Origin of the sequence: Piscinibacter sp., from assembly GCF_050175855.1 — a bacterium.
GTDB lineage: Bacteria > Pseudomonadota > Gammaproteobacteria > Burkholderiales > Burkholderiaceae_C > Piscinibacter.
On record NZ_JBFXIO010000017.1, the window covers coordinates 1 to 26,460 of the forward strand.

Here is a 26,460-nt window from a genome sequence, read left to right on the forward strand (position 1 = left end):
CCACGCGTCTCGTCGATTCGCCGGCCTGTCTGGTGGTCGATGAGGGCGACATCAGCGGCCACCTCGCCCGCATGCTCAAGCAGGCGGGGCAGGACGCGCCCAAGGCCAAGCCCATCCTCGAGGTGAACGCCGAGCATGCGCTCGTGAAGCGGCTCGATGCCAGCGCGCACTTCGACGACCTGGCGCACATCCTCTTCGACCAGGCGCTGCTCGCCGAGGGCGGCACGCTGGAGGACCCGGGTGCCTACGTGAAGCGCGTCAACGCGCTGCTGGCGGGCTGAGCGCTCAGGCCACCAGGGGGGCTTCGTCCATGGCCTCGAGCTGGTCACGCAGCCGCGTGGCCTGCTCGGCCCAGTAGGCCGGGCTCTCGAACCACGGGAAGGCGATCGGGAATGCCGGGTCGGCCCAGCGTCTCGCGATCCAGGCGCTGTGGTGCACGATGCGCAGCGTGCGCAGCGGCTCGATCAGTGCCAGTTCGCGGCGGTCGAAGTCCATGAACTGCTCGTAGCCGTCGAGCACCGCGCCGAGCTGCTTCTGTCGCTCGGCGCGCGAGCCCGACAGCAGCATCCACAGGTCCTGCACGGCCGGTCCGGTGAGTGCGTCGTCGAGGTCCACGAAGTGCGGACCGGCGGCGGTCCACAGGATGTTGCCGAGGTGGCAGTCTCCGTGCAGGCGCAGCGTGCGCAGTGGTGCGGCGGCGTCAAAGGCGGCATCGACGCGCTCGAGCGCCGCATCGACCATCCCTCGCCAGGCCGGCAGGGCGTCGGGCGGCACCACGTCCTGGGCGAGCAGCCAGTCGCGAGGATCGTGACCGAGGCTGGCCGGGCTGAGCGCGAGGCGATGTTCGAAGCGACCCGCGGCGCCGACGGCGTGGATTCGGCCGATGAAGCGGCCGATCCACTCCAGCACCGCCGCATCCTCGACCTCCGGCGCCCGGCCGGCCTGGCGCTCGGTGACGGCGAAGCGGTACGGACCGTCCGGCGTGTCGAACGAGGCGAGGGTGCTGCCCAGCGCAGTCAGCCGCTCGGCATGCAGCGAGCGTGAATCGGCCTGCATCTTCCAGGGTGCGGCCAGCGGTACTTCATGGGCATCGAGCTCGGCCGCGAACGCATGCTCCTCGAGAATCTGCGCGTTGCTCCAGCGATCGGGCCGGTAGAACTTGGCCACGACGACCCGGCCATCCTCGAGGAAGACCTGGAAGACGCGGTTCTCGTACGAGTTCAGCTGGATCAGGCGGCCATCGCCGCGCAGCCCTACGGCGTCGAGCGCGTCGAGCACGACCTCGGGCGTGAGGCCTGCATAGGGCGTGTCGGTGGCGGCGTGCTGCGGGCTCATGCCCGCATCCTACGCGGCGGCGTCAGCGCGACGAGAAGCGCGGGCCGTCGACCACCACGCCGCCGATGTCGTCGCCGTCGAGCGGCGCCGGACGGCTGCGCGGGCCGCTGGCCGGGCCGAGGCTGCCGAACTCGCTCTGGCCGGAGCCGTCGCTGCGCGTGTCGGGGGCGAAGAACGAATCCTGGAACAGCGAGGAGTCCTGCCACAGCGCCGTGCGCTCGGCGCGACGATTGGCCACCGTGCTGGCCAGCGTGTCGCGGGCCTGGTGCAGCGTGTGGGCGGGCGGCGTGGCGGCCTGCGGGCCGCGGGCGCTGGCGCCGGCCTGTGGCACCAGCAGCTGCAGTTCGGCCACCGAGGGCAGATTCTCGACCGGGCAGCGCAGGTAGCGCACGCGGCAGGCGCCGAGCACGGCCTGCTTGATCTGCAGCACGCGGCGCGAGTTGCCGCGGTCGGTGTCGAGGTCGATCGCGGCGAGCACGCGGCCGTTGGCGCTGCACACCGCGAAGGTCACGTGGATCGAACCGAGCAGGTCGTACCAGAAGCGCACCCGTCCCGGATCGACCGGCTGGCTGAAGCGCACCAGCGGCAGCTTGGACAGCACGATGTGATGCGGCAGTGCCTCGCGCAGCAGCCGGTAGACGCGGCGTTCGTCGGTGGAGAACACCGGCCGCGCCGTCAGTGCCCATTCGGTGGGAAGCGGCACAGGCTTGGCCGGGCGCCGCAACCACCAGAGCCAGCCCACGGATGCCACAGCCACGCCCGACAGGGCAGACAGCGCAATGAGAAGGGTCGAGGTTGGCATGGCCAGGTCCGGTTCGTCGAGTCACGCACCTGACATGGCAGGTCGATCGCGGAACTTCAATGTACTGGATGTTACGGTTGCCGACCGATCCCGTTCATCCCCGAGCCCGGGGCTCCACCGCAGCCGCGGGGGCTGGCCCGCCTTACTCGCCCGCGACGTGATGCGTCTTGGAAATGTGAGCCTTGACTTCGGAGATCGTGTCGAGGATCAGCTGCACGTGGCTGGCGTGGCGCTTGATCTGGTAGTCGAACTCCGCGGCCTGCTCGCCCATCATTTCTTCCACGTGCGACACGAAGGTGTCGGGCGGCAGACGCAGCCAGGCGTCGGATTCGGAGCCGTCGCGTTCCACTGTGGCGCCGGCGTTGCGGGCGATCTTGAGCATCGCCGTGTTCTCGCTTAGCGCGTGGATGAACAGCGTCTGCACGCCCCGGTTGCGCGCATGCAGCACCGAGTGCTCGAACAGGCGGGCGCCGAAGCCGCGGCCGCGCACCTTGCGCATCACCGACACGCCGAATTCGGCCATGGTGCCGCGGGCACCCTCGGCCGGCGTGTTCGGGTGGGCCAGATGCGCCATCGCGATCAGCTCGAGGCGGCGGTTGAAGATGCCGAACACCTCGTCCTGGTCGAAGTCCAGCGTGTCGACGTAGCGGGAGATCTGGGCGTCCGTGGCCGGGTAGCCGAAACGCAGGTAGCGATCGGTCTCTTCGAGGCTCAGCAGGTGGGCGGCGATCCGGTCGCGGTGGCGCGGGCCGAGCGAGCGGATGGGCACCCACGACCAGCGCGACGACCCCTCGCCCTCCGGTGCGGCGGTGGCGCGGGCAGGATCGGCAGGAACTTGATCGGGAGCAGTCATCCGGGACCTCCTCGGTCTAGGGTTAACCCTAGTCTATGCGAATCCGCTAGGGGCTGCAGTCCAACCCCGGCGCCGGCACCGTGCCATCCGTGCGAATGCACCGGTTCTGGCGGGCGGGCGAATCTGCTAGACTCACAGGCTTTTCCGCTTTGCGCCCCGCGGGAAAGGTCTGCCTCGGCCCTGCCGGCGGCAGGCGACGCCGATCGAGAGTCCGCCCATCGAAGAAGCGGAGCCTCGGGTGGCGAGGCCCTCGTGGCCAGGGGTACTGACTCGAGAAACTTCCACGAATCATGAAAACCTTCAGCGCCAAGCCGGCCGAGGTGACGCATGAGTGGTTTGTGATTGACGCGACCGACAAGGTCCTCGGACGGGTGGCCAGTGAAGTCGCCCTCCGCCTGCGCGGCAAGCACAAGGCCATCTACACGCCTCACGTCGATACCGGCGACTTCATCGTCGTCGTCAACGCCGACAAGATCCGCGTCACCGGCAACAAGGCCAACGACAAGGTGTACTACCGCCACTCGGGCTTCCCTGGCGGCATCTACGGCACCAAGTTCAAGGACATGCAGGCCAAGCATCCCGGGCGCGCGCTCGAGAAGGCGGTCAAGGGCATGCTGCCCAAGGGCCCGCTCGGCTACGCGATGGTCAAGAAGCTGAAGGTGTACGCCGGTGCCACGCATCCGCACACCGCCCAGCAGCCCAAGCAGCTGGACATCTAAGGAGCGGTGATGATCGGAAATTGGAACTACGGCACCGGCCGCCGCAAGTCGTCGGTGGCGCGTGTCTTCATCAAGAAGGGCACCGGCCAGATCGTGATCAACGGTCGCCCGGTCGAGCAGTACTTCGGCCGCCAGACCTCGATCATGGTCGTCAAGCAGCCGCTGGTGCTGACCGCCAACGATGCTGCCTTCGACGTCAAGGTGAACGTGCACGGCGGCGGCGAGTCCGGCCAGGCCGGTGCGGTGCGCCACGGCATCACCCGCGCGCTGATCGACTACGACGCGGCGCTCAAGCCCGAACTGAGCCGCGCCGGCTTCGTGACGCGCGACGCGCGCGAAGTGGAGCGCAAGAAGGTCGGCCTGCACGGCGCCCGCCGCCGGAAGCAGTTCAGCAAGCGCTGAGGTCGCTTCACGCGCCGATCCTCGAACGAGGCCGCCGTCGTGCGGCCTCTTTCGTTTCCGGGCCTTGCTTACCTGCCGAAACCAGCTGACATGCGTTGGAAACTCCTGCGACGACGATTGTCGGTCAGCGCGCCGCGCATGATCGTGCGCAGCCACCTGCCCTGGCCGGTGCGCTGGGCAGTGGCCGCGGTCGCGCTGGGTTTCTCTGCGGCGCTGGCAATGTGGGCCTTCGAGACCGGCAAGGGCCTGGCCGGCCTCGACAGCCGTGCCAAGGAGGAGCTCGCGCAACTGCGCGTCGAGGTTGCGCAGCTTCGCGAGGAGCGCGAGAAGGCGCTGTCCATCGCCAACACTGCCGACAGCCTGCTCAAGGCGGAGCGCACGGCGCAGGAGCGCCTGGCCCAGCAGCTCAAGCAGACCGAGGCCGAGAACCTGGCGCTGAAGAACGACCTCGGCTTCTTCGAGCGCCTGCTGCCGGCCGCGGCCGGCGAGTCGGCGCTGAGCATCCGAGGCCTGCAGGCCGAAGCCGCAAGCGACCACCAACTGCGCTACCAACTGCTGCTCCTGCAGCCGGGAAAGGCGAGGCCGGAGTTCGCGGGCCGTTACGAGGTGACGCTGGCCGGCACGCTGGATGGCAAGCCGTGGACGCAGCCGCATCCCGGCGGCGCGCAGCCCCTGCAAGTGAAGCAGTACCGTCGTGTGGAAGGGGTGATCGACCATCCAGCGCAGGCGGTGATCAGGACGGTGACGGTAAAGGTCACCGACACCCGCGGCGCGCTTCTTGCGTCGCACTCGGTCCAGATGTGAGCGGTTGTGGCGCATCGCATCGGCAACCAGGAGGGAACACCATGTTCGGAAAGCAGAAGCAGCCGCCGATCCGCACGCTGATCGGTGAAGGCACGGTCATCAGCGGCGAACTGAAGTTCTCCGATGGCCTGCGCATCGACGGCGAGGTGGTCGGCGACGTCATCGCGGCGGGCGAGGGCTACAGCATCCTCGTGATCAGCGAAAAAGCCCGCGTCACCGGGAAGGTCATCGCCGGGCACGTGATCGTCAACGGCACGGTCGTCGGCCCTATCCATTCCAGCTCGCTGCTCGAACTGCAGCCCCGGGCACAGATCACCGGCGACGTCCGCTACGAGGTGCTGGAGATGCACCAGGGCGCCACGATCGACGGCGAACTGCGGCCGCTGAAGGCCGAGGAGAAACCATCATTGAAGCTGGCGGCCTCCAATCTGTGAAAATACGCGCCACGGCAAGGAGCCGCAGGAGCGAGCAATGAGTGCAGTGGCCGACAACATCCAGACCCAGACCGCGGTGGACGAGCCGCCGGCGCCGATCGTCTTCACCGACAGCGCGGCCAACAAGGTCAAGGAACTGGTCGACGAAGAGGGCAACCCGGACCTGAAGCTGCGCGTGTTCGTGCAGGGGGGCGGTTGCTCCGGCTTCCAGTACGGCTTCACCTTCGACGAGGTCGTCAACGAGGACGACACGCAGATGGCGAAGAACGGCGTCACGCTGCTGATCGACGCCATGAGCCTGCAGTACCTGGTCGGCGCCGAGATCGACTACAAGGACGACCTGCAGGGTGCGCAGTTCGTGATCAAGAATCCGAATGCGACCACCACCTGCGGCTGCGGATCGAGCTTCTCGGTCTGACTGTCTCCAGCCTGCATGTAAGGCCGCCTGTGGGCGGCCTTCGTCGTTTCAGCGGGGATACAGGCAGCCGAGCACGCGCGCGCCGCGGGCGCCGGTCACCGACGGCAGGCTGGCCGGCTCGCGGTGGATGAAGGCGCGGGCCAGCCAGGCGAAGGCGCAGGCCTCGACCTGATCGGGCGGCAGGCCGCGCTCGGCGGTCGAGCCGACGCGGACGCCGGGCAGAAGTGTCGCGAGCCTCCGCATCAGGTGGCCATTGAAGGCGCCGCCGCCGCACACGAGCAAGCGTTCGGCGGTCGGCAGGTGCCGGCGCAGGTCGCGAGCGCAGGCCCAGGCCGTGAGCTCGGCGAGTGTGGCCTGCACGTCCGCGGGCGCGATCGGGCCGCGGGCGTCCAGGTGTCTCGCCAGCCAGTCGGGGTGGAACAGGTCGCGGCCGGTGCTCTTGGGTGGCGACTGCTCGAAATAGGGTTCGGCCTGGAACGACGCGAGCAGCGGCGCGTCGACCTGGCCGCCGGCGGCCCAGTGGCCATCGGCGTCGAAGGCTTCGCCGCGATGGCGGCTCACCCAGTGGTCGAGCAGCGCATTGGCCGGGCCGCAGTCGAAACCGGTCACCGAACCGTCGGCACCCAGCAGGGTCAGGTTGGCGATGCCACCGAGGTTGAGCACCGCCAGCGCCTCGACGGGGCGGGCGAAGAGGGCGCGGTGGAAGGCCGGCACCAGCGGCGCGCCTTGGCCGCCGGCCGCAAGGTCACGGCTGCGCAGGTCGGCCACCACGTCGATGCCCGCGAGTTCGGCCAGCAGCGCCGGATTGTTCAACTGCAGCGTGTAGCCGCTGCCGTCGAACTGCTGCGGCCGGTGACGCACCGTCTGGCCGTGGGCACCGATGGCACGCACCTGCGCGGCCGCCACGCCGGATCGTTTGAGAAGTTGTGCGGCCGCGGCGGCGTACAGCCGCGCCACTGCATTGCCGGCCAGCGCGGCCCGATGCAGTTCGTCGCTGCCGCTGGCATTCAGCGCGAGCAACTCGGCGGCCAGTGTCGGTTCGAAGGGCAGGTGGACATGCCCCAGCACGCGCGGCGATGGCGGCTCAGCCGCATCCCACTCGACCAGCACACCATCGATCCCGTCGAGCGAGGTGCCCGACATGAGGCCGATATAGCGCTCGTTCACTCGGCGACCGTGGCGCCGACAGTCAGTGCGGCATCGAGCTGGCCGCGGATCTGCAGTGCCACGCCAGCGAAGCGCTGCCGGGCCTCGGGGCTCAGCTCGACGGCTTCCGATGAACGAGCCATCACCAGCGGGTTGACCTGTTCGCCGCGAACCTTGTACTCGAAGTGCAGGTGCGGGCCAGTCGCCCAGCCGGTGGCGCCCACCGCGCCGATGCGGTCGCCCTGCTCGATGCGCTGGCCCTGTCGCACGTCGATGCGGCTGAGGTGCGCGTACACGGTGGACTTGCCGTTGGCATGGTCGATCTCGATCACCTTGCCGTAGCCGTTCTGGACGCCGGCGAACCGCACCGTGCCATGCGCCACCGAGCGCACCGGCGTGCCTGTGGGCGCCCCGTAGTCGACGCCCTTGTGGGCACGCCACTGCCTGAGGATCGGGTGCATGCGCATCGCGAAGCCGGAGGTGACGCGCGAGAACTCCATCGGGCTGGCCAGGAAGGTGCGGCGCTTGCTCGTGCCGTCCAGGCCGTAGAAACCACCGCGACCGCTCTCGTCCTTGAACCACACGGCCGAGTGGGCCTGGCCGCGGTTGACGAACTCGGCCGCGACCAGCCGCCCGGCGGCGTTGTTCCAGGTGATCGGCTCGCCGTCGGCGGTGAGCGTCTCGTACACCACCGAGAAGGTGTCGCCCTTGCGCAGCTCGCGATGGAAATCGATGTCGACCGAGAAGGCTTCGGCCATCTGCACCGCCACGGCGTCGGGAATGCCCGATTCGTCGGTGGCGGCGAAGAGGGAACTGCGGATCGTGCCGCTGCCCAGGCGCACGGTGGTGGCCAGCGGCGCGGCCTCGACACTGGCCGTGAAGCGGCCGTCGTCGCCGCGCACGACGCGCAGGCGCTCGAAATGCGTGGCCGCCAGCGTGGTGTCGGCAGGGGCGTAGCGGGCGGTGAGTTCCTCGAGCTGCCCGGCGGGCGTCACGGCAGCCCGCACCAGCTTGCCGGCGCGGCCTTCGACGATCTTGCGCGCCAGCAGGTCGCGACGCAGGAAGGCCACGGCCTCCATGTCGGCCACGCCGAGGCGGGCCAGCAGCGTTTCTGCGCCGTCGCCGGAACGGGTCTGCTCGCTGCGGTAGAGGTGCAGTTCGTGGCCGGCCAGCGCTTCGAGCTGCGGGATCACGTCTTCCGGGGTGACGATTTCCGTCACCACGCGACGCGGCAGGTCGGATGCATCCGGCCCGGTCTGGGCGATGCCGTAAGCGGCAGCACCGAAGCCCGCCAGTGCCAGGGCGACGGTTGAAGCCAGCGCGCGAGGGTGCGCATGCACGAAGCGGGCGCCACGCGCCAGGGTCGCCTCGGTGGCGCGTTCGATCTGTCCCAACGATTTCAATTCGATCTGTGCCGAACGCGAGCGCTCGAGTCCATCCAGGTTGCAGGTGGGGCGTCCACTAGAATCCGTGGCGCCTGCCGGAGCTCAGCCGGCCGTTCGGGGTGTGAACAAGTTCACGGCGCAGTATACCGAGCGCTTCCCCGGGCCCGCCTTCGTAAAACCCCATAGCGCCCTCATGTCCCAGCCCTCCGCGACGCCTTCCCATCCGGTGACCGACCGCGTGCTGCACGCGATGCAGGTCTCGAAGCGAGGTTGCGACGAACTGTTACCCGAGGCCGATTGGCTCACCAAGCTCGCCCGGTCTGAAGCAACTGGCGTGCCGCTGCGCATCAAGCTCGGCCTCGACCCGACCGCGCCCGACATCCACGTCGGCCACACCGTGGTGCTCAACAAGATGCGCCAGCTGCAGGATCTCGGCCACCAGGTCATCTTCCTGATCGGCGACTTCACCTCGATGATCGGCGACCCGTCCGGCCGCAACACGACGCGGCCGCCGCTGACGCGCGAGCAGATCGAGGCCAACGCCCAGACCTACTACCGCCAGGCCAGCCTGGTGCTCGATCCCGACAAGACCGAGATCCGCTACAACTCCGAGTGGAGCGACCCGCTCGGCGCGCGCGGCATGATCCAGCTCGCCGCGCGCTACACCGTGGCGCGCATGATGGAGCGCAACGACTTCGCCGAGCGCTTCAAGGCCGGCACGCCGATCAGCGTGCACGAGTTCCTCTACCCGCTGATGCAGGGCTACGACTCCGTGGCCCTGAAGAGCGACCTCGAGCTCGGCGGCACCGACCAGAAGTTCAACCTGCTGGTCGGCCGCGCGCTGCAGGGCGAGTATGGCCAGGAGCCGCAGTGCATCCTGACCATGCCGCTGCTCGAGGGGCTCGACGGCGTCGAGAAGATGTCCAAGAGCAAGGGCAACTACATCGGCATCACCGAGCCGGCGAACACCATGTTCGCCAAGCTCCTGTCGATCAGCGACACGCTGATGTGGCGCTACTACACACTGCTGAGCTTTCGCAGCGAGGCCGAGATCACCAGGCTCAAGTCCGAGGTCGAGGCCGGCCGCAACCCGAAGGAAGCCAAGGTGATGCTCGCCAAGGAGATCACCGCGCGCTTTCACAGCGCGGCCGCGGCCGATGCGGCCGAGGCCGACTTCGAGAACCGGGCGCGCGGCGGCATTCCGGACGAGATTCCCGAGGTGTCGCTGTCGGGCGCCCCGCTGGGCATCGGTGCCCTGCTCAAGCAGTCCAACCTCGCGCCGTCGAGCAGCGAGGCGATGCGCCTGGTCGACGGCGGTGGCGTGCGCATCGACGGCGCGGTGGTCAGCGACAAGAGCCTGAAGGTCGAGCGCGGCACCTACGTCGTGCAGGTCGGCAAGCGCAAGTTCGCGCGCGTGACGCTGGCCTGAGCGGGCGTGCAGGCCAAGACCCTGCTCAAGCTGTCGGTGGTGGCCGCGCTGGCCACCATCGCGATGAAGACCGGCGCGTGGTGGATCACCGGCTCGGTGGGCCTGCTGTCTGATGCGATGGAGTCGTTCGTCAACCTCGCCTCGGCGCTGTTCGCCGTGCTGATGGTGACGATCGCAGAGCGCCCGGCCGACGAAGACCATCCCTTCGGCCACACCAAGGCCGAGTACTTCTCCAGCGGCTTCGAAGGGCTGCTGATCGTCGGTGCGGCGGTGGGCATCATCTGGGCGGCGGCAGGCCGCTTCGCGAACCCGCAACCGCTCGAGCAGCTCGGCTGGGGGATCGCGCTGTCGGTGGCCAGTTCGGCGCTCAACGGCCTGCTGGCGTGGCGCATGCTGGTCGCCTCGCGCGAGCAGCGCTCGATCGCGCTCGAGGCCGATGCGCGGCACCTCTTCACCGACGTCTACACCTCGGCCGGCGTGGTGCTCGGCCTGCTGCTGGTGCCGGTGACGGGCTGGCTGTGGCTGGATCCGCTGCTGGCCAACGGCGTGGCGCTGCACATCCTCCGCGAGGGTGCGCACCTGGCCTGGCGCTCGGTCGACGGGCTGATGGACAAGGCCGTCGAACCCGAAGTGCGCACGCAGATCGACGAGACGCTGGCGCAGTTCGCGCACCACACCATCCGCTTCGACCACATCGTCACGCGGCGCGCCGGCCAGCGCCGCTTCGTCGACGTGCACATGCACATGCCGTCGAGCTGGACGCTGGGCCGCGCCGCGGCGCTGCGCACCAGCGTCGAGCAGGCGCTGATGAGCGCCGTGCCGGGGCTGCGCGCCTCGATCCAGCTGCTGCCCACCGACGTCGAGGCGCACTTCGGCGATCCGAAGGACCTGGTGTGATCGCCCTCCTGCAGCGTGTGTCGTCCGCCCGTGTCGAGGTGGCCGGCCGTATCACGGGCGCCATCGGCCCGGGCCTGCTGATGCTGGTCTGCGCCGAACCCGCGGACACCGAGGCGATCGCCGACAAGCTCGTCGCCAAGGTGCTCAAGCTGCGCGTCTTGTCCGACGAGGCGGGCAAGATGAACCGCAGCGTCGCCGACGTCGGCGGGGGGCTGCTGGTGGTCAGCCAGTTCACGCTGGCGGCCGACACCGCCGGCGGCAACCGCCCGAGCTTCAGCGGCGCTGCAGGGCCTGAGCTGGGCCGGCGTCTTTACGAACGCGTGCTGGCCACGGCTCGGGCTGCGCATCCGCAGGTGGCCGGTGGCGAATTCGGCGCCGACATGCAGGTGCACCTCGTCAACGACGGGCCGGTGACGATTCCGATCACGCTGCGAGCATGAAAAAGGGCCGCGCGAGGCGGCCCTTCGAGCGCAGAGCGGAACAGATCAGTCCGCGTACTGGCCGGCGGCCTTGATCGCCGGAGCCCACTTGGCGATCTCCGCGGCGACGAACTTCTTGTGCTCGGCCGGGGCGAGGCGGCCGTCGGTCACGACCACGGCGCCCAGGGCCTCCTGCTTCTTGATGAAGTCGGCGTCCTTCAGCGCGGCCTTCAGCGCGCCGTTGACCTTCTCGACCACCGCCGCCGGCGTGCCCTTGGGCGCATACATGCCGTGCCAGATGCTGACGTTGAAGCCCTTCATGCCCTGGCTGTCCAGCGTCGGCAGCTTGGCCAGCGCCGGCGTGGTCAGCGGCTTGAGCGTGGTCACCGCGTAGGCCTTGACCTTGCCGCTCTCGATCTGGCTGGTGGTGTTGGTCGTCTGGTCGCACATGATGTCGACCTGGCCGCCGAGCAGGTCGGTCATCGCCGGGCCGGTGCCCTTGTAGGGCACGGTGGTCATGTCGATCTGGACGCTCTGCTGGAACAGCAGGCCGCACAGGTGCGAGGCGGCGCCCAGGCCGGCGTTGGCCAGGTTGATCTTGCCCTTGTTCTCCTGCAGCCACTTCACCAGTTCGGCGTAGTTGTTGGCCGGCAGCGTCGGGCGACCGATCAGCGTCATCGGCACGTCGTTGACCATGCCGACATACTCGAAGTCGGTTTCGACGTTGTAAGGCAGCTTGCGGTACAGCGCCGGCGCGGTGGCCATGCCGATGTGGTGCAGCAGGAAGGTATAGCCGTCCGGCGCCGCCTTGGCGACCTTGGCCGCGCCCAGCGTGCCGCCGGCCCCGCCGACGTTCTCGATGATGATCGTCTGCTTGAGCTGCGCGCCCAGCGCCACGCCCAGGTCGCGCGCGACCTTGTCGGTCGGGCCGCCGGCCGCGAAGGGCACGACGAGGGTGATCGGCTTGTCGGGGTAGGCAAGGGCGGCGGTCGCGGCGAAGGTGGCCAGCACGGCGGTCATCAGGCGCTTCATGGGGTCGTCCTTTCGAAAGGGCGGGTGTGAGATGGCGCGATTGTGGGCAGCGCGCTCCGTCATGCCATGACGGAAACTACGTAAGGCCTGATGGCATCAGGGTGGGGTTTGCCCCCGGTCAACGTTCCAGGTGGGCGGCCAGCACACGCGCCACGTGCAGCGCCTCGCGCTGCGCGCCGTCGGCGATCTGGTGCCGGCAGCTCGCGCTGTCGGCCACGATCCAGGCGTCGCCGGCGGCGCGCACCGCCGGCAGCAGCGCGAGCTCGGCCATCTGCATCGACACGGCATGGTGCTCGGCCTCGTAGCCGAAGCTGCCGGCCATGCCGCAGCAGGAGCTCTCGATCAGCTCGGGTTTCGCGCCGGGGATGAGGCGCAGCACCTCCAGCACCGGCTGCACCACGCCGAAGGCCTTCTGGTGGCAGTGGCCGTGCACCTTGATCGGCCGGGTGGCCGGCTGCAGCGGCGGCGCGAAGCGGCCAGCCATGGCCTCGCGGGCGAGGAACTCTTCGAAGGTGAGGGCGTGAGCGGCCACGGTCTTCGCGGCCTCGCCCAGGCCCATCACCAGCGCCTCGTCGCGCAGCGAGAGCAAGCACGAGGGTTCGAGCCCGACGATCGCGATGCCGCGCGCGGCGAACGGCGCCAGCGCCGCCACCAGGGCGCCGGCCGACGCGCGGGCGCGATCGGGCATGCCGGTGGCGAGGTAGGTGCGGCCGCAGCACAGCGGCTCGCCCTGCAGCCCCGGCACGTGCACAGCGTAGCCCGCGGCCTGCAGCACGCGCACCGCGTCGCGGGCGTTCTCGGTCTCGAAGTGGCCGTTGAAGGTGTCGACCCACAGCACCACCGACTTCTGGGCGGCGAGCGCCTGCGCCGCATCGACGAGGCCGTAGCGCGGCGCCTCGCGCCGCAGCGTGTCGTGCCGCCAGCGCGGCAGGCTGCGCGCGGCGGCGAAGCCCAGCGTGCGCTCGGCCCAGCGCGCCAGCGCCGGCACCTCGTTGCGCAGGTTGAACAGCCAGGGCAGGGCGCTGGCCAGCCTTGCGTAGCGGGGCAGGTGGGCAATGAGCTTGTCGCGCAGCGTGTAGCCGTGGCGGGACTTGTAGGCCGCGGTGGCCTCGATCTTCATGCGCGCCATGTCGACGCCGGTCGGGCAATCGCGCTTGCAGCCCTTGCACGAGACGCACAGGTCGAGCGCCGCCTTCACCGCCTCGCCGTCGAGGGCCTCCCCCTCGAGCTGGCCCGACAGCGCCAGCCGCAGCGTGTTGGCGCGGCCGCGCGTGAGGTGCTGCTCGTCGCGCGTGACGCGGTAGCTCGGGCACATCGTGCCGGCGTCGAACTTGCGGCAGTGGCCGTTGTTGTTGCACATCTCCACGGCCTTGGCCAGGCCGCCGGTGCTGTCGCCACCGGTGCCCGGCGCCGTGGTCGCCTCGGTGACGGGGTCGTTCTGCACGTTCCACGCTGACCAGTCGAGCACCGGCTTCAGCGGGATCGTGCGGTAGCCCTGCGGGAAGCGGAACAGCCGCGCATCGTCCATCTTCGGCGGATCGACGATCTTGCCGGGGTTGAAGACGTTGCCGGGATCGAGGCGCTGCTTGATGACGCGGAAGGCGTCGTCGATCTTCGGCCCGAACTGCCAGCGGATCCATTCGCCGCGACACAGGCCGTCGCCGTGCTCGCCGCTGTAGGCGCCGCGGTACTTGCGCACCAGTGCGGCGGCTTCCTCGGCGATGGCGCGCATCCTGGCTGCACCGTCGCGCCGCATGTCGAGGATGGGCCGCACGTGCAGCGTGCCCACCGAGGCATGGGCGTACCAGGTGCCGCGCGTGCCGTGCCTGGCGAACACCTCGGTCAGCGCATCGGTGTACTCGGCCAGGTGTTCGAGCGGAACCGCGCAGTCCTCGATGAAGCTGACCGGCTTGCCGTCGCCCTTGAGGCTCATCATGATGTTCAGGCCAGCCTTGCGCACTTCCCAGAGCGCCTTCTGCGCCGCCTCGTCGGGCATCTCGACCACGCTGCCGGGCAGGCCGAGGTCGCCCATCAGCTCGACGAGCGACTGCAACTGCTTCAGCAGCACGGCGCGGTCCTCACCGCTGAACTCGACCAGCAAGATCGCGTCGGGCGACTGTCCACGCTGTGCGATCAGCGCCGTCTCGATCACCGTCCGGAAGGCCGGGTTGGCGCGCGCGAGCTCGATCATCGTGCGGTCGACCAGTTCCACCGCCGTCGGCGACAGCTTCACAATGTGCTGCGCCGAATCCATCGCGGTGTGGAAGCGCGCGAAGTTCACCACGCCCAGCACCTTGTGCTTGGGCAGCGGGGCCAGGCGCAGCGTCAAGCTTCTGCTCATCGCCAGCGTGCCCTCGGCGCCCACCAGCAGGTGCGCGAGGTTGACGCTACCGTCGGCTGTGTAGGGGCGCTCGCTCTTCGGCCGGAAGATGTCGAGGTTGTAGCCGGCCACGCGGCGCATCACGGTGGGCCAGTGCGCATCGATCTCCGGCGCCAGCGCCTGTGCGAGGCCGCGCACGAATTCGGCGATGTCGCGCTCCTTCGCGCCCAGCGTGTCCAGCGGGCCGAAGTCGAGTTCGCTGCCGTCGCTCGTCCACGCCGCGATGCGCTCGACGTTGTGCACCATGTTGCCGTAGGCGATGCTGCGGCTGCCGCAGGAGTTGTTGCCGGCCATGCCGCCCAGAGTGGCCTGCGCACTGGTCGAGACGTCGACCGGGTACCACAGGCCGTGTGCCTTGAGCTGCGCGTTGAGGTGGTCGAGCACCATGCCGGGCTCGACCACCGCCTGCTGCGCATCGAGGTCGAGCTCGAGAAGCCGGCGCAGGTGCTTGCTGAAGTCGATCACCAGCGCGGCGCCGGTGGTCTGGCCGCACTGCGAGGTGCCGCCGCCGCGCGGCAGCACCGGGGCACCCATCTCGCGGGCCACCTGCAGGGCGATGGCGACGTCGGCCGGTGTCTTCGGCACGAACACGCCCACCGGCATGATCTGGTAGATCGACGCATCCGTGGCGTAGCGGCCGCGCGAGGCGGCGTCGAACAGGACCTCGCCCTCGGTCTCGCGCGAAAGGCGGCGCGCGAGTTCGTCGCGGTCGGCGAGCACGCCGGCAGGCAGCGGCGCGTTCATGCGCTGGCCTTCCCGCCGTGGCCGAGCTGGCCGCTCTTCATCAGCTCGAGCACGGCATCGCGCTTGTGCGTCAGGTGCTCGACCAGCAGGGCGCGCAGGCCGGCCGCGTCGCGCGCGGCGAGCAGTTCCACCATGCGCTCGTGTTCCCTGACGGCGCGCTTCCACTTGGCCTCGTCGAAGTTGCTGCGAAAGCGCAGCGCCTGCAGGCGTGCGTTCACCGTGCGCCAGGTCTGCGCCAGTACCGGATTTCGCGCCGCGGCGTTGATCTGCGTGTGGATCTGCGCGTTCAGGCGGTAGTAGGTGGGCAGGTCGCGGCGCGTGTACGCGGCCATCATCTCGTAGTGCAGCGCACGGATCTCGGCCAGCTCGGCCTCGGTGATGCGCTGCGCGGCCAGCTCGCCCGACTGGCCTTCCAGCCCGGCGATGACCTCGAAGGTGTCGGCCACGTCCTGCGCCGACATCTGCGCCGCCACCGCGCCGCGGTTGGGCAGCAGCTCCACCAGGCCTTCGGCCGCGAGCATCTTGATCGCTTCGCGCAGCGGCGTGCGCGAGACGTTCAGCAACTCGGCCAGCTCGCGCTCGTTGAGCTTGGCGCCGGGGGCGAGCTGGCCCTCGACGATGCGCTGGCGCAAGCGCACCGCGACCTCCTGGTGCAGCACCTGGCGGGGGATGGAGATGATCTCGGCCATGGGTCGGTATGCAATCTAAGAAGGCTTCTCGCAGCTCATTCTAGGGCAGCTTCGCTTGACAAATGCATTTTGTATGCAAAACTGCGCCGCATCCAGGAGCTCCGAATGATCCCTCTCGACCAGCATCCCAGCGGCCGCCACTTCCTGCAGATCCCCGGCCCCAGCCCGGTGCCCGACCGCATCCTGCGGGCGATGAGCCTGCCGACCATCGACCACCGCGGTCCCGAGTTCGGCCGCCTCGGCCTGAAGGTGCTCGCGGGCATGCAGCAGATCTTCCGCACCCGGCATCCGGTGGTGATCTACCCGGCCTCGGGCACCGGCGCCTGGGAGGCGGCGCTGGTCAACACGCTGAGCCCGGGCGACGCGGTGCTGATGTTCGAGACCGGCCACTTCGCTTCGCTGTGGAAGAAGCTGGCCGAGCGCATCGGGCTGAAGCCGGAGTTCCTCGCCGTGCCGGGCACCGATGCGGCCACCGGGCTGCCGTGGAGCTGGCGCCGTGGCGTGCAGGCCGACCTGATCGAGGCGCGGCTGCGCGCCGACACCGGCCATGCGATCAAGGCGGTGTGCGTGGTGCACAACGAGACCTCCACCGGCGTGACCAGCGACATCGCCGCGGTGCGCCGCGCCATCGACGCGGCCGGCCACCCGGCGCTGCTGATGGTCGACTCGATCTCCGGCCTGGCCTGCGCCGACTACCGCCACGACGAGTGGGGCGTGGACGTCACGGTCAGCGGCTCGCAGAAGGGCCTGATGCTGCCGCCGGGCATCAGCTTCAACGCGATCTCGCCGAAGGCGCTGGAGGCGAGCCGGCGCGCGACGCTGCCGCGCAGCTTCTGGGCCTGGGACGAGATCGTCGAGATGAACAAGACGGGCTACTGGCCCTACACGCCCAACACCAACCTGCTCTACGGCCTGTCCGAAGCGCTCGATCTGATCCTCGAGCAGGGGCTGGACGCCGTGTTTGCCCGCCACCAGCGCTGGGCCGAGGGCGTGCGCGGCGCGGTGCGTGCCTGGGGCCTGCCCATCCAGTGCGCCGACGCGGCGGTGTACTCGCCGGTGCTCACCGGCGTGATCACGCCGCAGGGCTTGGACGCCGACGCGCTGCGCAAGCTGATCCATGAGCGCTTCGACCTGTCGCTGGGCACGGGCCTGGGCAAGGTCAAGGGCCGCATGTTCCGCATCGGCCACCTCGGCGACTGCAACGACCTGACGCTGATGGCGGCGCTGGCCGGCGTCGAGATGGGCTTCAAGCTCGCCGGCGTGCCCATCGCCGGCAGCGGCGTGCAGGCGGCGATGGAGTTCTTCGCGGCGCATCCGCAGCAGCCGCCGATGCGTGCTGCCGCCTGATCGCGGCTCACCGATCACAACGACAGGAGACCAACCCATGCAACGCCGTTCCATCCTGAAAGCCACGGCCGGTGCGGCCGCCACGCTGGCCATGCCGCGCGTGTTCGCGCAGACCTGGCCGAGCGGGCCGATCCGCATCATCGTCGGCTTCCCTCCGGGCGGCGGCACCGATGCGCTGGCGCGCGTGGTCTCCACCAAGCTGACGCAGATGTGGAACCAGCAGGTCATCGTCGAGAACAAGGCCGGAGTGGCCGGCGTGCTGGCGGCCGACTACGTCGCGCAGCAGGCCAGCGACGGCACCACGCTGCTGATGGCGCACATCAACAGCCATGCGCTCGCGCCCAGCCTGCAGCCCAAGCTGAACTACAGCGTCGAGCGCGACTTCGTGCCCATCGTGCTGGTGGGCGTGACGCCCAACCTGCTGATCGCCAACCCGAAGGAAGAGGCGAAGACGGTCAAGGACATCGTGGCGCTGTGCAAGGCCAAGCCGGGGCAGGTGAGCTTCGGCTCGGCGGGCAACGGTTCGGCGCAGCACCTCGCGCTGGAGTCCTTCAAGCTGCAGGCGAAGGTGGACGCGATCCACGTGCCCTACAAGGGCAGCGGCCCGCTGCTGACCGACCTGATGGGCGGGCAGATCCAGTACAGCTTCGAGACCATGACCGCCGCCACGCCACACGTGAAGAGCGGCAAGGTGCTGGCCATCGCGCAGACGCGCACCAAGCGTGCCAAGGGCCACCCCGGCGTGTCGACGATGGAGGAGCAGGGCTTCCCCGGCTTCGAGGCGACCACCTGGTACGGCCTCGTCGGCCCCGGCAAGCTGCCGACGCCGATCGCGCAGAAGATGAACGAGGACGTCAACAAGGTCCTCGCCATGCCCGACGTGCAGGAGAAGCTCGACACCTACGGTGCCGAGGACGGCGGCGGTACGCGCGAGAAGTTCGCCGCCTTCATCCGCGCCGAGACGGCGAAGTGGGCCAAGGTCGTCAAGGACGGCAACATCAAGGTGGAGAGCTGAGCGGCAGCTCGAGCACGAACTCCGCGCCGCCCTCCGGGTGGTTGCGGGCGGTCAGCCGGCCGCCATGCTGCTCGACGATGCCGTAGCTGATCGACAGGCCGAGCCCCGTGCCCTTGCCCACCGGCTTGGTGGTGAAGAACGGGTCGAAGATGCGCGACAGGTGCTCGCTCGCGATGCCCGGGCCGTTGTCGCGGAAGCTCAGCCGCGCCACCTCGCCGTCGCGCACGAGCGACACCCACAGCGCCGGCGCCGGGTCGTCACCGGGATCGTGGCGGATGGCGGAGGCGTCGTAGGCGTTCTGCACCAGGTTCATCACCACCTGCAGCAGTTGCCCGGCGTTGCCGTGGATCGTGCACGGCTCGCCCGGCGACCAGTGCACCGCGAAGGCCGGCGCCGTGCCCTTGCGCACCCAGTGGATGGCGCGCTCGATCACGCCGTTGAGGTCGACCTCGCTGCGCTCGCCGCGGTCCATCGCCGAGAAGCGCTTGAGGCCTTGCACGATGTCGGCCGTGCGCTGGGCGCCTTCGAGCGTGCCCTCCATCAGCGAGGGCAGGTCGGCCAGCAGGTGGTCGATTCGCAGCTTCGCGCGCAGCCGCGCCTGCTCGTCGGCATCGGCATTCGCGTGGATCGCGCCGAGGTATTCGCGCAGCCGCTCGGTGTAGCGCTGCAGCGCGTGCACGTTGCCGAGCACGAAGCTGATCGGGTTGTTCAGCTCGTGGGCCACGCCGGCCACCAGGCGGCCCAGCGAGGCCATCTTCTCGGAATGCAGCAGCTGCTGCTGGGTGCGCTTGAGCGCCTCGTGCGCCTCGCGCAGCTGGTGGTAGGCGCGCTTGAGCTCGCCCAGCGGCCGGCCGACGAACACGTGGCCGACGAGTTGCCCCGCGCCGCTGAAGCGCGGCGTGATGTTGAAGTCCACCGGCACCGGCTGGCCTTGCGCATCGAGCAGGTCGATCTCGACCGTGCTGCCGCGCCGCGGTGCGTTCGTCAGCGCGGCGCGCAACCGTTCGCGGTGGGCATCGCCGGCGAGCAGCTCGGCGAGGTGGCGGCCGCGCAGCGCCTCGTCGCCGCGGCCCACCAGCTCGCGCAGCGCGGCGTTGGTCTCCTCGATGCGGCAGCCTTCGTCGCAGGCCACCAGCACGTCGCTCATCGCGGTGAGCAGGCTGAAGATGAACTGCTGCGACTGCTCCAGCTGCGCGTTCTTCTCTTCGAGTGCGATCTCGTCCTGCACCAGCTGCGAATAGACCTCCTCCATCTTCTCGATCACGTCGAGCCAGGCCGATTCGTCCATGCCGTCGATCTGGGCCAGGCCGTGCAGCGGCGGGCGGGGCGTGGTGCTCATGGCCTCAGTGCACCGTGCAGACCATGCAGGGGTCGAAGGAGCGCACGATGTGCTGCACCGCCACCGGCGTGTCTTCGCCCTCGCGCACCGGCGCGCCTTCGAGCGCCGCTTCCAGCGCGCCGGGCGTGCCTTCGGCATCGCGCGGCGAGAAGTTCCAGCTCGTCGGCGCCACGATCTGGTAGCGCTCGATGCGGCCGTCGCGCACGCTCAGCCAGTGGCCGAGCGCACCGCGCGCCGCCTCGGTGAGCCCGACGCCCTGCGCATCGTCGGGCAGGCGTTCGGGATGGAAGAAGGGCTCGCGCGGCGAGATCGCCGCCAGCCAGCGCTCCATCATCGGCAGCACGCGGGCCACCTCGACGAGCCGGGCCAGCACCCGGCTGCGCACGTTGGCGCCGGTGCGGGCGACGGCATCGCGGATCAGCGCTTGCCCGCTGGCGAGCTGGCGGGCGATGGCGCCGGTCTCGACCACGCGCCCGCCCAGCCGCGGCGCCTTGTTCCACGTGTAGGCACCGGGCTTGTCGGCCCAGGGCTCGGTGTGGCCCTCGCGCGGGTGCAGCGGCGCGTCGCCGGCCAGCCAGGCGTGGGTGGCGTCTTCGCGGATGGCCTCGAAGTCCACCGGCTGCACGGCATTCAGCGCGTCGTCCCACACGCCGCCGGGCAGCTCGAAGCGTCCGTCGGGCTGCCGGTAGGCGCCGTAGCTCAGCGCCAGGCCCGGCCCGCGGCCGAGCGACTGCAGTTGCAGGTCGTCGGCCACGGTGAGGAAGAAGCGCAGGTCGCCGCGGTGCGGGTCGCGTGCCTGCCACTGTGCCAGCGCGGCTTCGCCGTCGAGCGTGGCCACTTCCTCCAGCGACGCGCCGAAGGTGGTGGATTCGAGGAAGGCGCGGAACTCTCGCACCTTGGCCAGCAGCCGGATGCGCTCGGCCGCCTCCACCGCGCGCGCACTGCCGCCGGGCTGGATGCTCAGCGTGTGCGGCCACTTGCCGCCCAGCGTGCCCATCAGCTCGAACCAGCGCTGCCGTGCCGCCACCGCGGCACGCGCGTGCTCGCCGGCCAGTGCCGCGAAGCGGCGCTGGCCTTCCGAGAACCACGGCCGCTCGGCATACACCGGCCGGGTGAAATCGGGCATGAAGAACAGGTAGAAGTGCGAGAGGTGGTCGGCCAGGTTCTCGCAGGCGAGCATCAGGTTGGTGACGTGCACGCCGTTGGGCGGCGGTGTCACGCCGCTGGCATCGGCGATCGCGCGTGCCGCCGCCACCGACTGCGACACCGAGCAGATGCCGCAGATGCGCGGCACGATCACCAGCGCATCCTGCGGCGCACGGCCGGCGAGCATGGGCTCGAAGCCGCGGAACATCGGCGCGTTGACGCGCGCGCTGGCCACGCGGCCGTCGGCGATGTCGAGCTGCACCTCGAGGTCGCCCTCGACGCGGTTGAAGGGGCCGACGACCAGGCGGGTCATTTGAGGCGCGTCTTCTTCACAGCCGGCGCGACGACCACGTGGTCGGCCGTGGCGTTGCTCTTCACGCGCTTCGGGGTGGCACTCTTGGACAGCGAGGCCAGCGCCACGAACCAGGCCTTGGGCATGTCGGTGGGCAGCCCGATCGGAATGCCGGCCAGCTTGGGCGTCTGGTGGTAGGGGTGGCCGGGGTCCTGGAAGCCCGGTTCGGTGCAGCTGATGCAGGCGTAGCCGCCGCGGGTGCACGAGCCTTCGCCGTTCCACAGCCGCGTGTTGCAGTCGGCATGGGCCTGGGTGCCCTTGCAGCCCATGTTTTCCATCATGCAGCCGAGGTCGGACGGCTTCTCGGCGCTGGCCTTGAACTCGTAGTACTCGTTGCGCGTGCAGCCGTGGTGCACCAGCTGGTCGGCGTAGAAGCGCGGGCGGTGCAGCGGGTCGAGGTCGTCGGCGCCGAACAGGTTCGCGGCCAGCGCCATCAGCGTGTCGATCACCCAGCCGGGATGCGTGGGGCAGCCCGCCACGTTGATCACCGGCAGCCCGCCGCGCGCGCTGAAGCCTGCGCCGAGCAGGCCGCCGATGCGGTCACCGTCGTACTGCAGGCCGCAGGCCTCGGTGAGGTTCGGGCCAGTGGCCGTGATGCCACCCCAGGCGGCGCACGAGCCCACCGCCACCACGTGCGTGGCCACGGCCGCGAGATCGCGCACCCAGTCGATCATCGGCACGCCGGTGCCGGCCAGCAGGTGGAAGCGGCCGGTGCCGTTCGGCCCGCGCAGCAGCGAGCCTTCGACGCACAGCACGTCCAGGCGTTGCCGGCCGCTGCGGCAGTCTTCCAGCAACGTGATCAGCTCGCGGCCGCTGGCCAGCGACAGTGACGGGTGCCACAGGAGCTCGATGCCACCGGCCTTCAGCATGGCGGGGAAGTCGGCCGTGTCGGCGCACAGCAGCGACATGCTGCAGCCACCGCAGCCACCGGACTGGAGCCAGAGCACGTTCATCACTTGTCTTCCAGGCCGAAGCGCTGCAGCTTCGCACGAAGGCCGACGCGCGACAGGCCGAGCTCCTTCGCCGCGTGCGTCTTGTTCCAGCGGTGCCGCAGCAGCGTCTCGCGCAGCACCATCGCCTCGATCGCATCGAGCCGCTCGGCCAGCGTGCCGGTGGCCGGCAGGGCATGGCCGTTGAGCTTCCCGGCATGCGCGCCGGCCTGGCCCTGCAGCAGCTTGCGCGAGAAGGCCCCGGCCATTACCGTCGCCCCGTCGCCGAGTGCCAGCGCGCGGGCGATCTCGTTGCGCAACTCGCGGATGTTGCCGGGCCAGGGGTAGGACATCAGCACGGCGCGGGCGTCGTCGTCGAACTGCGCGGCCGGCAGGCCCAGCTCGGCGGCCACGTCGGCGAGCAACCGCTGCGCGATCGGCACGATGTCGCCCGGCCGCTCGCGCAGCGGCGGCATCGCCAGGGTCACGCCGGCGATGCGGTAGTAGAGGTCTTCGCGGAAGCGGCCCGATCGCACGTCGGCCTCGAGGTCGCGATGGGTGGCGGCGATCACCCGGACATCGACGGGAATCGCCCGCGTCGAGCCCACCGGGCGCAGCTCGCCTTCCTGCAGCACCCGAAGCAGCTTGACCTGGAAGGCCGGCGAGGTCTCGCCGATCTCGTCGAGGAACACCGTGCCGCCGTTGGCGCGCTGGAACAGGCCGACGTGGTCGTCCACCGCGCCGGTGAAGGCGCCGCGCTTGTGGCCGAAGAGCTCGCTCTCGAGCAGCGTGTCGGGGATGGCAGCGCAGTTCTCCACCACGAACGGGCCGCCATGGCGTGGGCTGGCGTAGTGGATGGCACGCGCCATCAGCTCCTTGCCGGTGCCCGATTCGCCGAGCAGCAGCACCGAGAGGTCGTGGCGCGCGATGCGCTGCGCCATCGCGCACAGCGCATCCAGCGGGCTGCCCTCGGCGCGCACGATGCGGTCGAAGTCGAAGGTGCTGCGTGCCTGCGCCAGCTTCGCCTGGCCCTTGGCCCGCAGGGGCCCGTGGCCGCTGCGCAGTTCCAGATCGAGCCGCGCCAGGCCGTGCTGCAGCGTGCGCGCCTCGGCGGCGCTGCGCACCGTCTGCAGCAGGTGGTCGGGCACCCAGGGCTTGAGGATGTACTGCCAGATGCCGGCCTCGTTGATGCCGGCGATGATGTCCTCGCTGTCGGTATAGCCTGAGATCACGATGCGCACCGCATCGGGCCAGCGCTCGCGGGCCTCGCGCAGGAATTCCACGCCGGTGGTGCCGGGCATGCGCTGGTCGCACAGGATCACGTGCACCTCGCGGCGCGCCATCTGCTCGCGCGCCTCGTCGGCGCCGGTGGCGGTGAGCACCTCGAAGTCTTCCTCCAGCGTGCGCCGCATCGCATCGAGCGAGCGCACCTCGTCGTCGACCAGGAGAACGGTTGCGCTCATGGCCGGTGCACGGCCAGGTGGCGCGGCGTCCAGGCGTGCGGCTTGCGGGTCACGAAGTGGTGGCGTGCCACGTGGTAGCTCGGGTCGAAGCCGTAGAAGTTGCGGTGCATCTGCTGCAGTTCCTGCTCGCGGTACGCCGCCAGCGGCCGCCGCCCTTCGTCGTCGGCACGCCGGCGCTGCTTGGCCGCGATGCGCTCGTGATGATCGCATGCCGTGGCAAGCGATTCCGCCTCCTCGGCGGCGCGCTGACGCAGGGCGTCGCCGCGTGCGGCGAACACGGCATCCACCAGGCCGAGCGCCGCGCACTCGGCCGCGGACATCGGCAGCCGGCCCTGCATCACCCGCTTCGCAACGTCGGCCGCGCGCGCTTCGCCCACGCGGCGCGGCAGCGTGTGGGTCCAGTACTCCGAGCCGTAGAGGTTGCCCATGTTCTTGTAGTGCGGATTGAGCACCACGCCGTCGTGTGCCCACACGAGATCGGCGGCGAAGGCCAGCCAGCAGCCGCCGGCGCCGGCGTTGCCGCGCAGCAGCGCCACCGTGAGCCGGTCGGTCATCGTCAGCATCTCCAGCACCACATCGTCGATGGCGTGGATGTTGCGCCAGGATGCGTCGGCCGCACTGTCGCCGGCGGTCTGCGCGGCGGCCTCGATGTCGTGCAGGTGGATGCCGTTGCTGAAGAAGTCGGCGCCGCCTTCGAGCACCAGCACGCGGGTGCTGCGCGTGCGGGCGAAGCGCAGCGCGTCGCGCAGCCGCTCGCCTTGCCGCGTGGACATGGCGCCGTTGTGGAAGTCGAACGAGAGCCAGCCCATGCGCGCCTCAGGTGCGCCGGTTTCCCGGTAGCGCAGTTCGTCCCACTCGTCGGTCTCGCGCTGCAGCGGTACGTCGAGCGCAGGCAGGGCGGCGCACTCGGCGGCGAAGACCTGCGTGGCGGCAAGCTTGAGCGAAGGCTCGCCGGGCGGCGGCTCGGCGCGCACGTGGCCGATCCACACACCGCCGTCGACGGTGCGGCGCAGCAGCGCCGGGCCGCGTGTGGCCACTACCTCGCCCGGCGCGCCGCCGGCGGCGCGCTGCAGCGCGGCAGGCGTGGCGGCATGCGCGTCGTGAAGGCGGCAGGGGCGGCCGAACAGAACGTCGGCCACACCCGGATGCCCCTCGGCGCTGCGGATCTTGCGCAGCACGGTGGCGGTGTCGTCGCGTTGCCAGTCGATGGCGCGCCGTTCCTTCGGCACCGGCCCCTGCCAGCCGCCGCCCCCGGACGGTGGGGCGGGCAGCGCCGGGGTGCTCGCGGGTCCGGCGGTACCCGGCTGCCAGAGTGACAGCGCCTCCAGCACTGCCTCCACCGCTGCTTGAGTGACTTCGTGGCGGTACAGGCTCGCCTTGCTCGCATCGTCACGGATCGGAAAGCGGCGGAAAGCCCACACCGGCCCGGCGTCGAACTCGGCGGTGGCCTGCAGCACGGTCACGCCGCCTTCGCGGTCACCGCGCAGCACGGCCCAGTCGAGTGCCGCCGGCCCGCGGTCGCCCGGCGGGCCGGGGTGGACGACGAGGCAAGGGCGCACCGACCACACCGATTCGGGGATGCGGCGCTTCAGGAACGGCGCGATGACCAGGTCGGGCTCGGCCAGCGCCACCGCCTCTTCGGTCACCGCATCGGCGATGTCGAGCTCCACCGTCACCGCATGGCCGGCCTCGCGCAGCGCGCAGTGCAGGCGCTGCGTGAGGCCGTTGAACGAGTGGCACAGCAGCAGGAGCTTCATGGTCTCAGCCCTGCGCGATGCGGCGCGCGAGTTGTTCGGCACCCTTGCGGCCGAGAAACACCGAGAGCTTGTCGCGCACCTCGGCGAGCGCCGTGGCGAACTGCTGCGGCGTGGCCGCGCTGCGCAGCGGTGCGGCCACGCCTTCGGCATCCGGCCCGTAGTGCGGTGCAAGCTCCACCAGTGCGCGCCGCCAGGCGGCGCCGGTGTCGGCCGGCACCAGTTCGGCCGGCGTGGCGGGCGCGGGCGGCGCGGGTGGTTTCGCCGCCACGGGCGCGGCCGCTGGCGCAGGCCGCAGCTTCGGTGCCGCGCTGGCCACGCGCTCGACCAGCCCCGCGCCGACGAACCTCACCATCGTCTCCGCCGGGTCGAAGCCGACGCGGGCGGCGAGCTCGCCCACCGTCAGCTCGCCGTTGACCAGGATCAGCAGGCCGCGGGTGCGTGCATCGAAGCCGAGCGCACGGCTGCGGATCTCGGCGTGGCCGGCGTCGGTCTTGCGGAAGACATCGCGCTGCATGCGCTGCGGGCTCCGGCACTCAGCAGATGCGCGGCAGCGGTTCGCCGGAGAGCCAGTCCACCACGCGCCGGCCGCCGAAGGCCGTGGCCATCTGCACGAAGCGCTGCGGGTCGTCGGTGACGGTGCCGATGCGCGCCGCCTCGCGGCCCAGCGGGTGCGAGCGCAGCGCCTCCAGCGCGCCGTCGGCCACCGCCGCGTCGCAGACCACGATGCACTTGCCCTCGTTGGCGATGTACAGCGGATCCAGCCCGAGGAGCTCGCAGGCGGCGTTGACCTGCGGCTTGATGGGGATCGCCGCCTCGTCGAGCAGCATGCCCACGCCCGATTGCTTCGCGATCTCGTTGAGCGTGGTGGCCAGGCCGCCGCGCGTGGGGTCGCGCTGCGTGCGCACGCTGCCCTCGGGCACGGCGTCAAGCAGCCGCGCCACCAGCGTGTGCAGCGCGGCGGTGTCGGATTCGATGGTGGTCTCGAACTCCAGCGACTCGCGCTGCGAGAGCACCGCCACGCCGTGGTCGCCGATCGTGCCGCTGACCAGCACCGCATCGCCCGGCCGCGCGTGGCGGCCGCTGAGGCTGCGGCCCATCGGCACCACGCCGACGCCGGTGGTGGCGATGAACACGCCGTCGCCCTTGCCCTGCTCGACCACCTTCGTGTCGCCGGTGACGATGGGCACGCCGGCCTCGCGCGCCGCCGCGGCCATCGATTCGACG

At 70.3% G+C, this 26,460-nt stretch carries 25 protein-coding genes and 1 pseudogene; 11 read left to right on the top strand and 15 right to left on the bottom strand.

What is annotated here, in order from left to right; genetic code table 11:
• Positions 1 to 281: pseudogene (locus tag AB7U92_RS02815) on the top strand (molecular chaperone HtpG); the annotation flags it as partial.
• Between the two features lie 4 nt (positions 282 to 285).
• Here AB7U92_RS02815 and AB7U92_RS02820 read toward each other — a convergent pair.
• From AB7U92_RS02820 to AB7U92_RS02830, 3 genes are all read right to left on the bottom strand, one after another.
• Positions 286 to 1,335, bottom strand: coding sequence for a serine/threonine protein kinase (locus AB7U92_RS02820; RefSeq protein ID WP_428574520.1), 1,050 nt, complete (start codon positions 1,333 to 1,335; stop codon positions 286 to 288).
• A gap of 22 nt (positions 1,336 to 1,357) precedes the next feature.
• A complete protein-coding gene (locus AB7U92_RS02825; RefSeq protein ID WP_428574522.1) occupies positions 1,358 to 2,137 on the bottom strand; it encodes a DUF2726 domain-containing protein in 780 nt (259 codons plus the stop codon).
• A gap of 142 nt (positions 2,138 to 2,279) precedes the next feature.
• Complete coding sequence (locus AB7U92_RS02830; protein WP_428574524.1) at positions 2,280 to 2,990, bottom strand: GNAT family N-acetyltransferase; 711 nt, start codon at positions 2,988 to 2,990, stop codon at positions 2,280 to 2,282.
• Positions 2,991 to 3,280: 290 nt separating this feature from the next.
• Between AB7U92_RS02830 and rplM the strand changes: the two genes are divergently transcribed.
• The 5 genes from rplM to erpA all read left to right on the top strand — a co-directional run bounded on the left by rplM (position 3,281) and on the right by erpA (position 5,767).
• Complete coding sequence (rplM, locus tag AB7U92_RS02835; RefSeq protein WP_293432527.1) at positions 3,281 to 3,709, top strand: 50S ribosomal protein L13; 429 nt, start codon at positions 3,281 to 3,283, stop codon at positions 3,707 to 3,709.
• A 9-nt stretch (positions 3,710 to 3,718) separates the two neighbouring features.
• Entirely contained in the window at positions 3,719 to 4,111 is a 393-nt protein-coding gene (rpsI, locus tag AB7U92_RS02840) for a 30S ribosomal protein S9 (protein WP_428574527.1), read from the top strand.
• Positions 4,112 to 4,201: 90 nt separating this feature from the next.
• Entirely contained in the window at positions 4,202 to 4,915 is a 714-nt protein-coding gene (locus AB7U92_RS02845) for a DUF6776 family protein (protein ID WP_428574529.1), read from the top strand.
• 41 nt (positions 4,916 to 4,956) lie between these two features.
• Complete coding sequence (locus tag AB7U92_RS02850) at positions 4,957 to 5,349, top strand: bactofilin family protein (RefSeq protein ID WP_428574531.1); 393 nt, start codon at positions 4,957 to 4,959, stop codon at positions 5,347 to 5,349.
• Positions 5,350 to 5,386: 37 nt separating this feature from the next.
• Positions 5,387 to 5,767 (top strand): iron-sulfur cluster insertion protein ErpA, encoded by a 381-nt coding sequence (gene erpA / locus AB7U92_RS02855; protein ID WP_428574533.1) that lies wholly within the window; start codon positions 5,387 to 5,389, stop codon positions 5,765 to 5,767.
• Between the two features lie 48 nt (positions 5,768 to 5,815).
• On the opposite strand, the gene AB7U92_RS02860 is transcribed toward erpA, so the two are convergent.
• Both AB7U92_RS02860 and AB7U92_RS02865 read right to left on the bottom strand, forming a co-directional pair.
• A complete protein-coding gene (locus AB7U92_RS02860) occupies positions 5,816 to 6,934 on the bottom strand; it encodes an anhydro-N-acetylmuramic acid kinase (RefSeq protein WP_428574535.1) in 1,119 nt (372 codons plus the stop codon).
• On the bottom strand, positions 6,931 to 8,307 hold the full coding sequence (locus tag AB7U92_RS02865) for a peptidoglycan DD-metalloendopeptidase family protein (RefSeq protein WP_428574537.1): 1,377 nt from the start codon (positions 8,305 to 8,307) through the stop codon (positions 6,931 to 6,933). The genes AB7U92_RS02860 and AB7U92_RS02865 overlap by 4 nt, the downstream gene beginning before the upstream one ends.
• Positions 8,308 to 8,491: 184 nt before the next feature.
• Between AB7U92_RS02865 and tyrS the strand changes: the two genes are divergently transcribed.
• From tyrS to dtd, 3 genes are read left to right on the top strand one after another with little or no spacing between them, the layout of a single operon-like run.
• Positions 8,492 to 9,727: a tyrosine--tRNA ligase gene (gene tyrS, locus AB7U92_RS02870; protein WP_428574539.1), complete on the top strand. Its 1,236-nt coding sequence runs from the start codon at positions 8,492 to 8,494 to the stop codon at positions 9,725 to 9,727.
• A gap of 6 nt (positions 9,728 to 9,733) precedes the next feature.
• Positions 9,734 to 10,624 carry a cation diffusion facilitator family transporter gene (locus AB7U92_RS02875; RefSeq protein ID WP_428574541.1) on the top strand — a complete coding sequence of 297 codons (891 nt, stop codon included), beginning with the start codon at positions 9,734 to 9,736 and terminating at the stop codon, positions 10,622 to 10,624.
• Positions 10,621 to 11,064, top strand: a complete 444-nt coding sequence (gene dtd / locus AB7U92_RS02880) for a D-aminoacyl-tRNA deacylase (RefSeq protein WP_428574543.1) — start codon at positions 10,621 to 10,623, stop codon at positions 11,062 to 11,064. Before AB7U92_RS02875 ends, dtd begins: the two co-directional genes overlap by 4 nt.
• Positions 11,065 to 11,109: 45 nt before the next feature.
• On the opposite strand, the gene AB7U92_RS02885 is transcribed toward dtd, so the two are convergent.
• From AB7U92_RS02885 to AB7U92_RS02895, 3 genes are all read right to left on the bottom strand, one after another.
• Positions 11,110 to 12,075, bottom strand: a complete 966-nt coding sequence (locus AB7U92_RS02885; RefSeq protein WP_428574545.1) for a tripartite tricarboxylate transporter substrate-binding protein — start codon at positions 12,073 to 12,075, stop codon at positions 11,110 to 11,112.
• Positions 12,076 to 12,193: 118 nt separating this feature from the next.
• Positions 12,194 to 15,199 carry an FAD-binding and (Fe-S)-binding domain-containing protein gene (locus tag AB7U92_RS02890; RefSeq protein WP_428574547.1) on the bottom strand — a complete coding sequence of 1,002 codons (3,006 nt, stop codon included), beginning with the start codon at positions 15,197 to 15,199 and terminating at the stop codon, positions 12,194 to 12,196.
• Entirely contained in the window at positions 15,196 to 15,888 is a 693-nt protein-coding gene (locus AB7U92_RS02895; protein WP_428574549.1) for a GntR family transcriptional regulator, read from the bottom strand. Before AB7U92_RS02895 ends, AB7U92_RS02890 begins: the two co-directional genes overlap by 4 nt.
• A 105-nt stretch (positions 15,889 to 15,993) precedes the next feature.
• Here AB7U92_RS02895 and AB7U92_RS02900 point away from each other — a divergent pair, with 105 nt between their 5' ends.
• Positions 15,994 to 17,235 (top strand): pyridoxal-phosphate-dependent aminotransferase family protein, encoded by a 1,242-nt coding sequence (locus AB7U92_RS02900; protein WP_428574551.1) that lies wholly within the window; start codon positions 15,994 to 15,996, stop codon positions 17,233 to 17,235.
• Positions 17,236 to 17,272: 37 nt separating this feature from the next.
• Positions 17,273 to 18,250 carry a Bug family tripartite tricarboxylate transporter substrate binding protein gene (locus AB7U92_RS02905; RefSeq protein WP_428574553.1) on the top strand — a complete coding sequence of 326 codons (978 nt, stop codon included), beginning with the start codon at positions 17,273 to 17,275 and terminating at the stop codon, positions 18,248 to 18,250.
• Here AB7U92_RS02905 and AB7U92_RS02910 read toward each other — a convergent pair.
• The 7 genes from AB7U92_RS02910 to hypE all read right to left on the bottom strand — a co-directional run.
• Positions 18,234 to 19,589, bottom strand: a complete 1,356-nt coding sequence (locus AB7U92_RS02910; protein ID WP_428574555.1) for a sensor histidine kinase — start codon at positions 19,587 to 19,589, stop codon at positions 18,234 to 18,236. The genes AB7U92_RS02905 and AB7U92_RS02910 overlap by 17 nt on opposite strands.
• 4 nt (positions 19,590 to 19,593) lie before the next feature.
• The gene (locus AB7U92_RS02915) at positions 19,594 to 21,048 is read right to left on the bottom strand and encodes a nickel-dependent hydrogenase large subunit (RefSeq protein ID WP_428574557.1); all 1,455 of its coding nucleotides are present in this window, start codon (positions 21,046 to 21,048) and stop codon (positions 19,594 to 19,596) included.
• Positions 21,045 to 22,040, bottom strand: coding sequence for a HupU protein (locus AB7U92_RS02920; protein ID WP_428574559.1), 996 nt, complete (start codon positions 22,038 to 22,040; stop codon positions 21,045 to 21,047). The genes AB7U92_RS02915 and AB7U92_RS02920 overlap by 4 nt, the downstream gene beginning before the upstream one ends.
• Positions 22,040 to 23,479, bottom strand: a complete 1,440-nt coding sequence (locus tag AB7U92_RS02925) for a sigma-54-dependent transcriptional regulator (RefSeq protein WP_428574561.1) — start codon at positions 23,477 to 23,479, stop codon at positions 22,040 to 22,042. The genes AB7U92_RS02920 and AB7U92_RS02925 overlap by 1 nt, the downstream gene beginning before the upstream one ends.
• A complete protein-coding gene (locus tag AB7U92_RS02930; RefSeq protein WP_428574563.1) occupies positions 23,476 to 25,236 on the bottom strand; it encodes a hydrogenase maturation protein in 1,761 nt (586 codons plus the stop codon). Before AB7U92_RS02930 ends, AB7U92_RS02925 begins: the two co-directional genes overlap by 4 nt.
• A gap of 4 nt (positions 25,237 to 25,240) precedes the next feature.
• Positions 25,241 to 25,750: a hypothetical protein gene (locus AB7U92_RS02935; RefSeq protein WP_428574565.1), complete on the bottom strand. Its 510-nt coding sequence runs from the start codon at positions 25,748 to 25,750 to the stop codon at positions 25,241 to 25,243.
• A gap of 19 nt (positions 25,751 to 25,769) precedes the next feature.
• Positions 25,770 to 26,460: hydrogenase expression/formation protein HypE (hypE, locus tag AB7U92_RS02940; RefSeq protein WP_428574567.1), on the bottom strand; the 691-nt coding region annotated here is incomplete at its 5' end.

What these genes read in the sequence shown, in the direction of transcription:
- AB7U92_RS02820 (WP_428574520.1), bottom strand. Translation starts at nt 1,335, where the DNA reads ATGAGCCCGCAGCACGCCGCCACCGACACGCCCTATGCAGGCCTCACG.
- AB7U92_RS02825 (WP_428574522.1), bottom strand. Translation starts at nt 2,137, where the DNA reads ATGCCAACCTCGACCCTTCTCATTGCGCTGTCTGCCCTGTCGGGCGTG.
- AB7U92_RS02830 (WP_428574524.1), bottom strand. Translation starts at nt 2,990, where the DNA reads ATGACTGCTCCCGATCAAGTTCCTGCCGATCCTGCCCGCGCCACCGCC.
- rplM (WP_293432527.1), top strand. Translation starts at nt 3,281, where the DNA reads ATGAAAACCTTCAGCGCCAAGCCGGCCGAGGTGACGCATGAGTGGTTT.
- rpsI (WP_428574527.1), top strand. Translation starts at nt 3,719, where the DNA reads ATGATCGGAAATTGGAACTACGGCACCGGCCGCCGCAAGTCGTCGGTG.
- AB7U92_RS02845 (WP_428574529.1), top strand. Translation starts at nt 4,202, where the DNA reads ATGCGTTGGAAACTCCTGCGACGACGATTGTCGGTCAGCGCGCCGCGC.
- AB7U92_RS02850 (WP_428574531.1), top strand. Translation starts at nt 4,957, where the DNA reads ATGTTCGGAAAGCAGAAGCAGCCGCCGATCCGCACGCTGATCGGTGAA.
- erpA (WP_428574533.1), top strand. Translation starts at nt 5,387, where the DNA reads ATGAGTGCAGTGGCCGACAACATCCAGACCCAGACCGCGGTGGACGAG.
- tyrS (WP_428574539.1), top strand. Translation starts at nt 8,492, where the DNA reads ATGTCCCAGCCCTCCGCGACGCCTTCCCATCCGGTGACCGACCGCGTG.
- AB7U92_RS02885 (WP_428574545.1), bottom strand. Translation starts at nt 12,075, where the DNA reads ATGAAGCGCCTGATGACCGCCGTGCTGGCCACCTTCGCCGCGACCGCC.
- AB7U92_RS02890 (WP_428574547.1), bottom strand. Translation starts at nt 15,199, where the DNA reads ATGAACGCGCCGCTGCCTGCCGGCGTGCTCGCCGACCGCGACGAACTC.
- AB7U92_RS02895 (WP_428574549.1), bottom strand. Translation starts at nt 15,888, where the DNA reads ATGGCCGAGATCATCTCCATCCCCCGCCAGGTGCTGCACCAGGAGGTC.
- AB7U92_RS02900 (WP_428574551.1), top strand. Translation starts at nt 15,994, where the DNA reads ATGATCCCTCTCGACCAGCATCCCAGCGGCCGCCACTTCCTGCAGATC.
- AB7U92_RS02905 (WP_428574553.1), top strand. Translation starts at nt 17,273, where the DNA reads ATGCAACGCCGTTCCATCCTGAAAGCCACGGCCGGTGCGGCCGCCACG.
- AB7U92_RS02910 (WP_428574555.1), bottom strand. Translation starts at nt 19,589, where the DNA reads ATGAGCACCACGCCCCGCCCGCCGCTGCACGGCCTGGCCCAGATCGAC.
- AB7U92_RS02915 (WP_428574557.1), bottom strand. Translation starts at nt 21,048, where the DNA reads ATGACCCGCCTGGTCGTCGGCCCCTTCAACCGCGTCGAGGGCGACCTC.
- AB7U92_RS02920 (WP_428574559.1), bottom strand. Translation starts at nt 22,040, where the DNA reads ATGAACGTGCTCTGGCTCCAGTCCGGTGGCTGCGGTGGCTGCAGCATG.
- AB7U92_RS02925 (WP_428574561.1), bottom strand. Translation starts at nt 23,479, where the DNA reads ATGAGCGCAACCGTTCTCCTGGTCGACGACGAGGTGCGCTCGCTCGAT.
- AB7U92_RS02930 (WP_428574563.1), bottom strand. Translation starts at nt 25,236, where the DNA reads ATGAAGCTCCTGCTGCTGTGCCACTCGTTCAACGGCCTCACGCAGCGC.
- AB7U92_RS02935 (WP_428574565.1), bottom strand. Translation starts at nt 25,750, where the DNA reads ATGCAGCGCGATGTCTTCCGCAAGACCGACGCCGGCCACGCCGAGATC.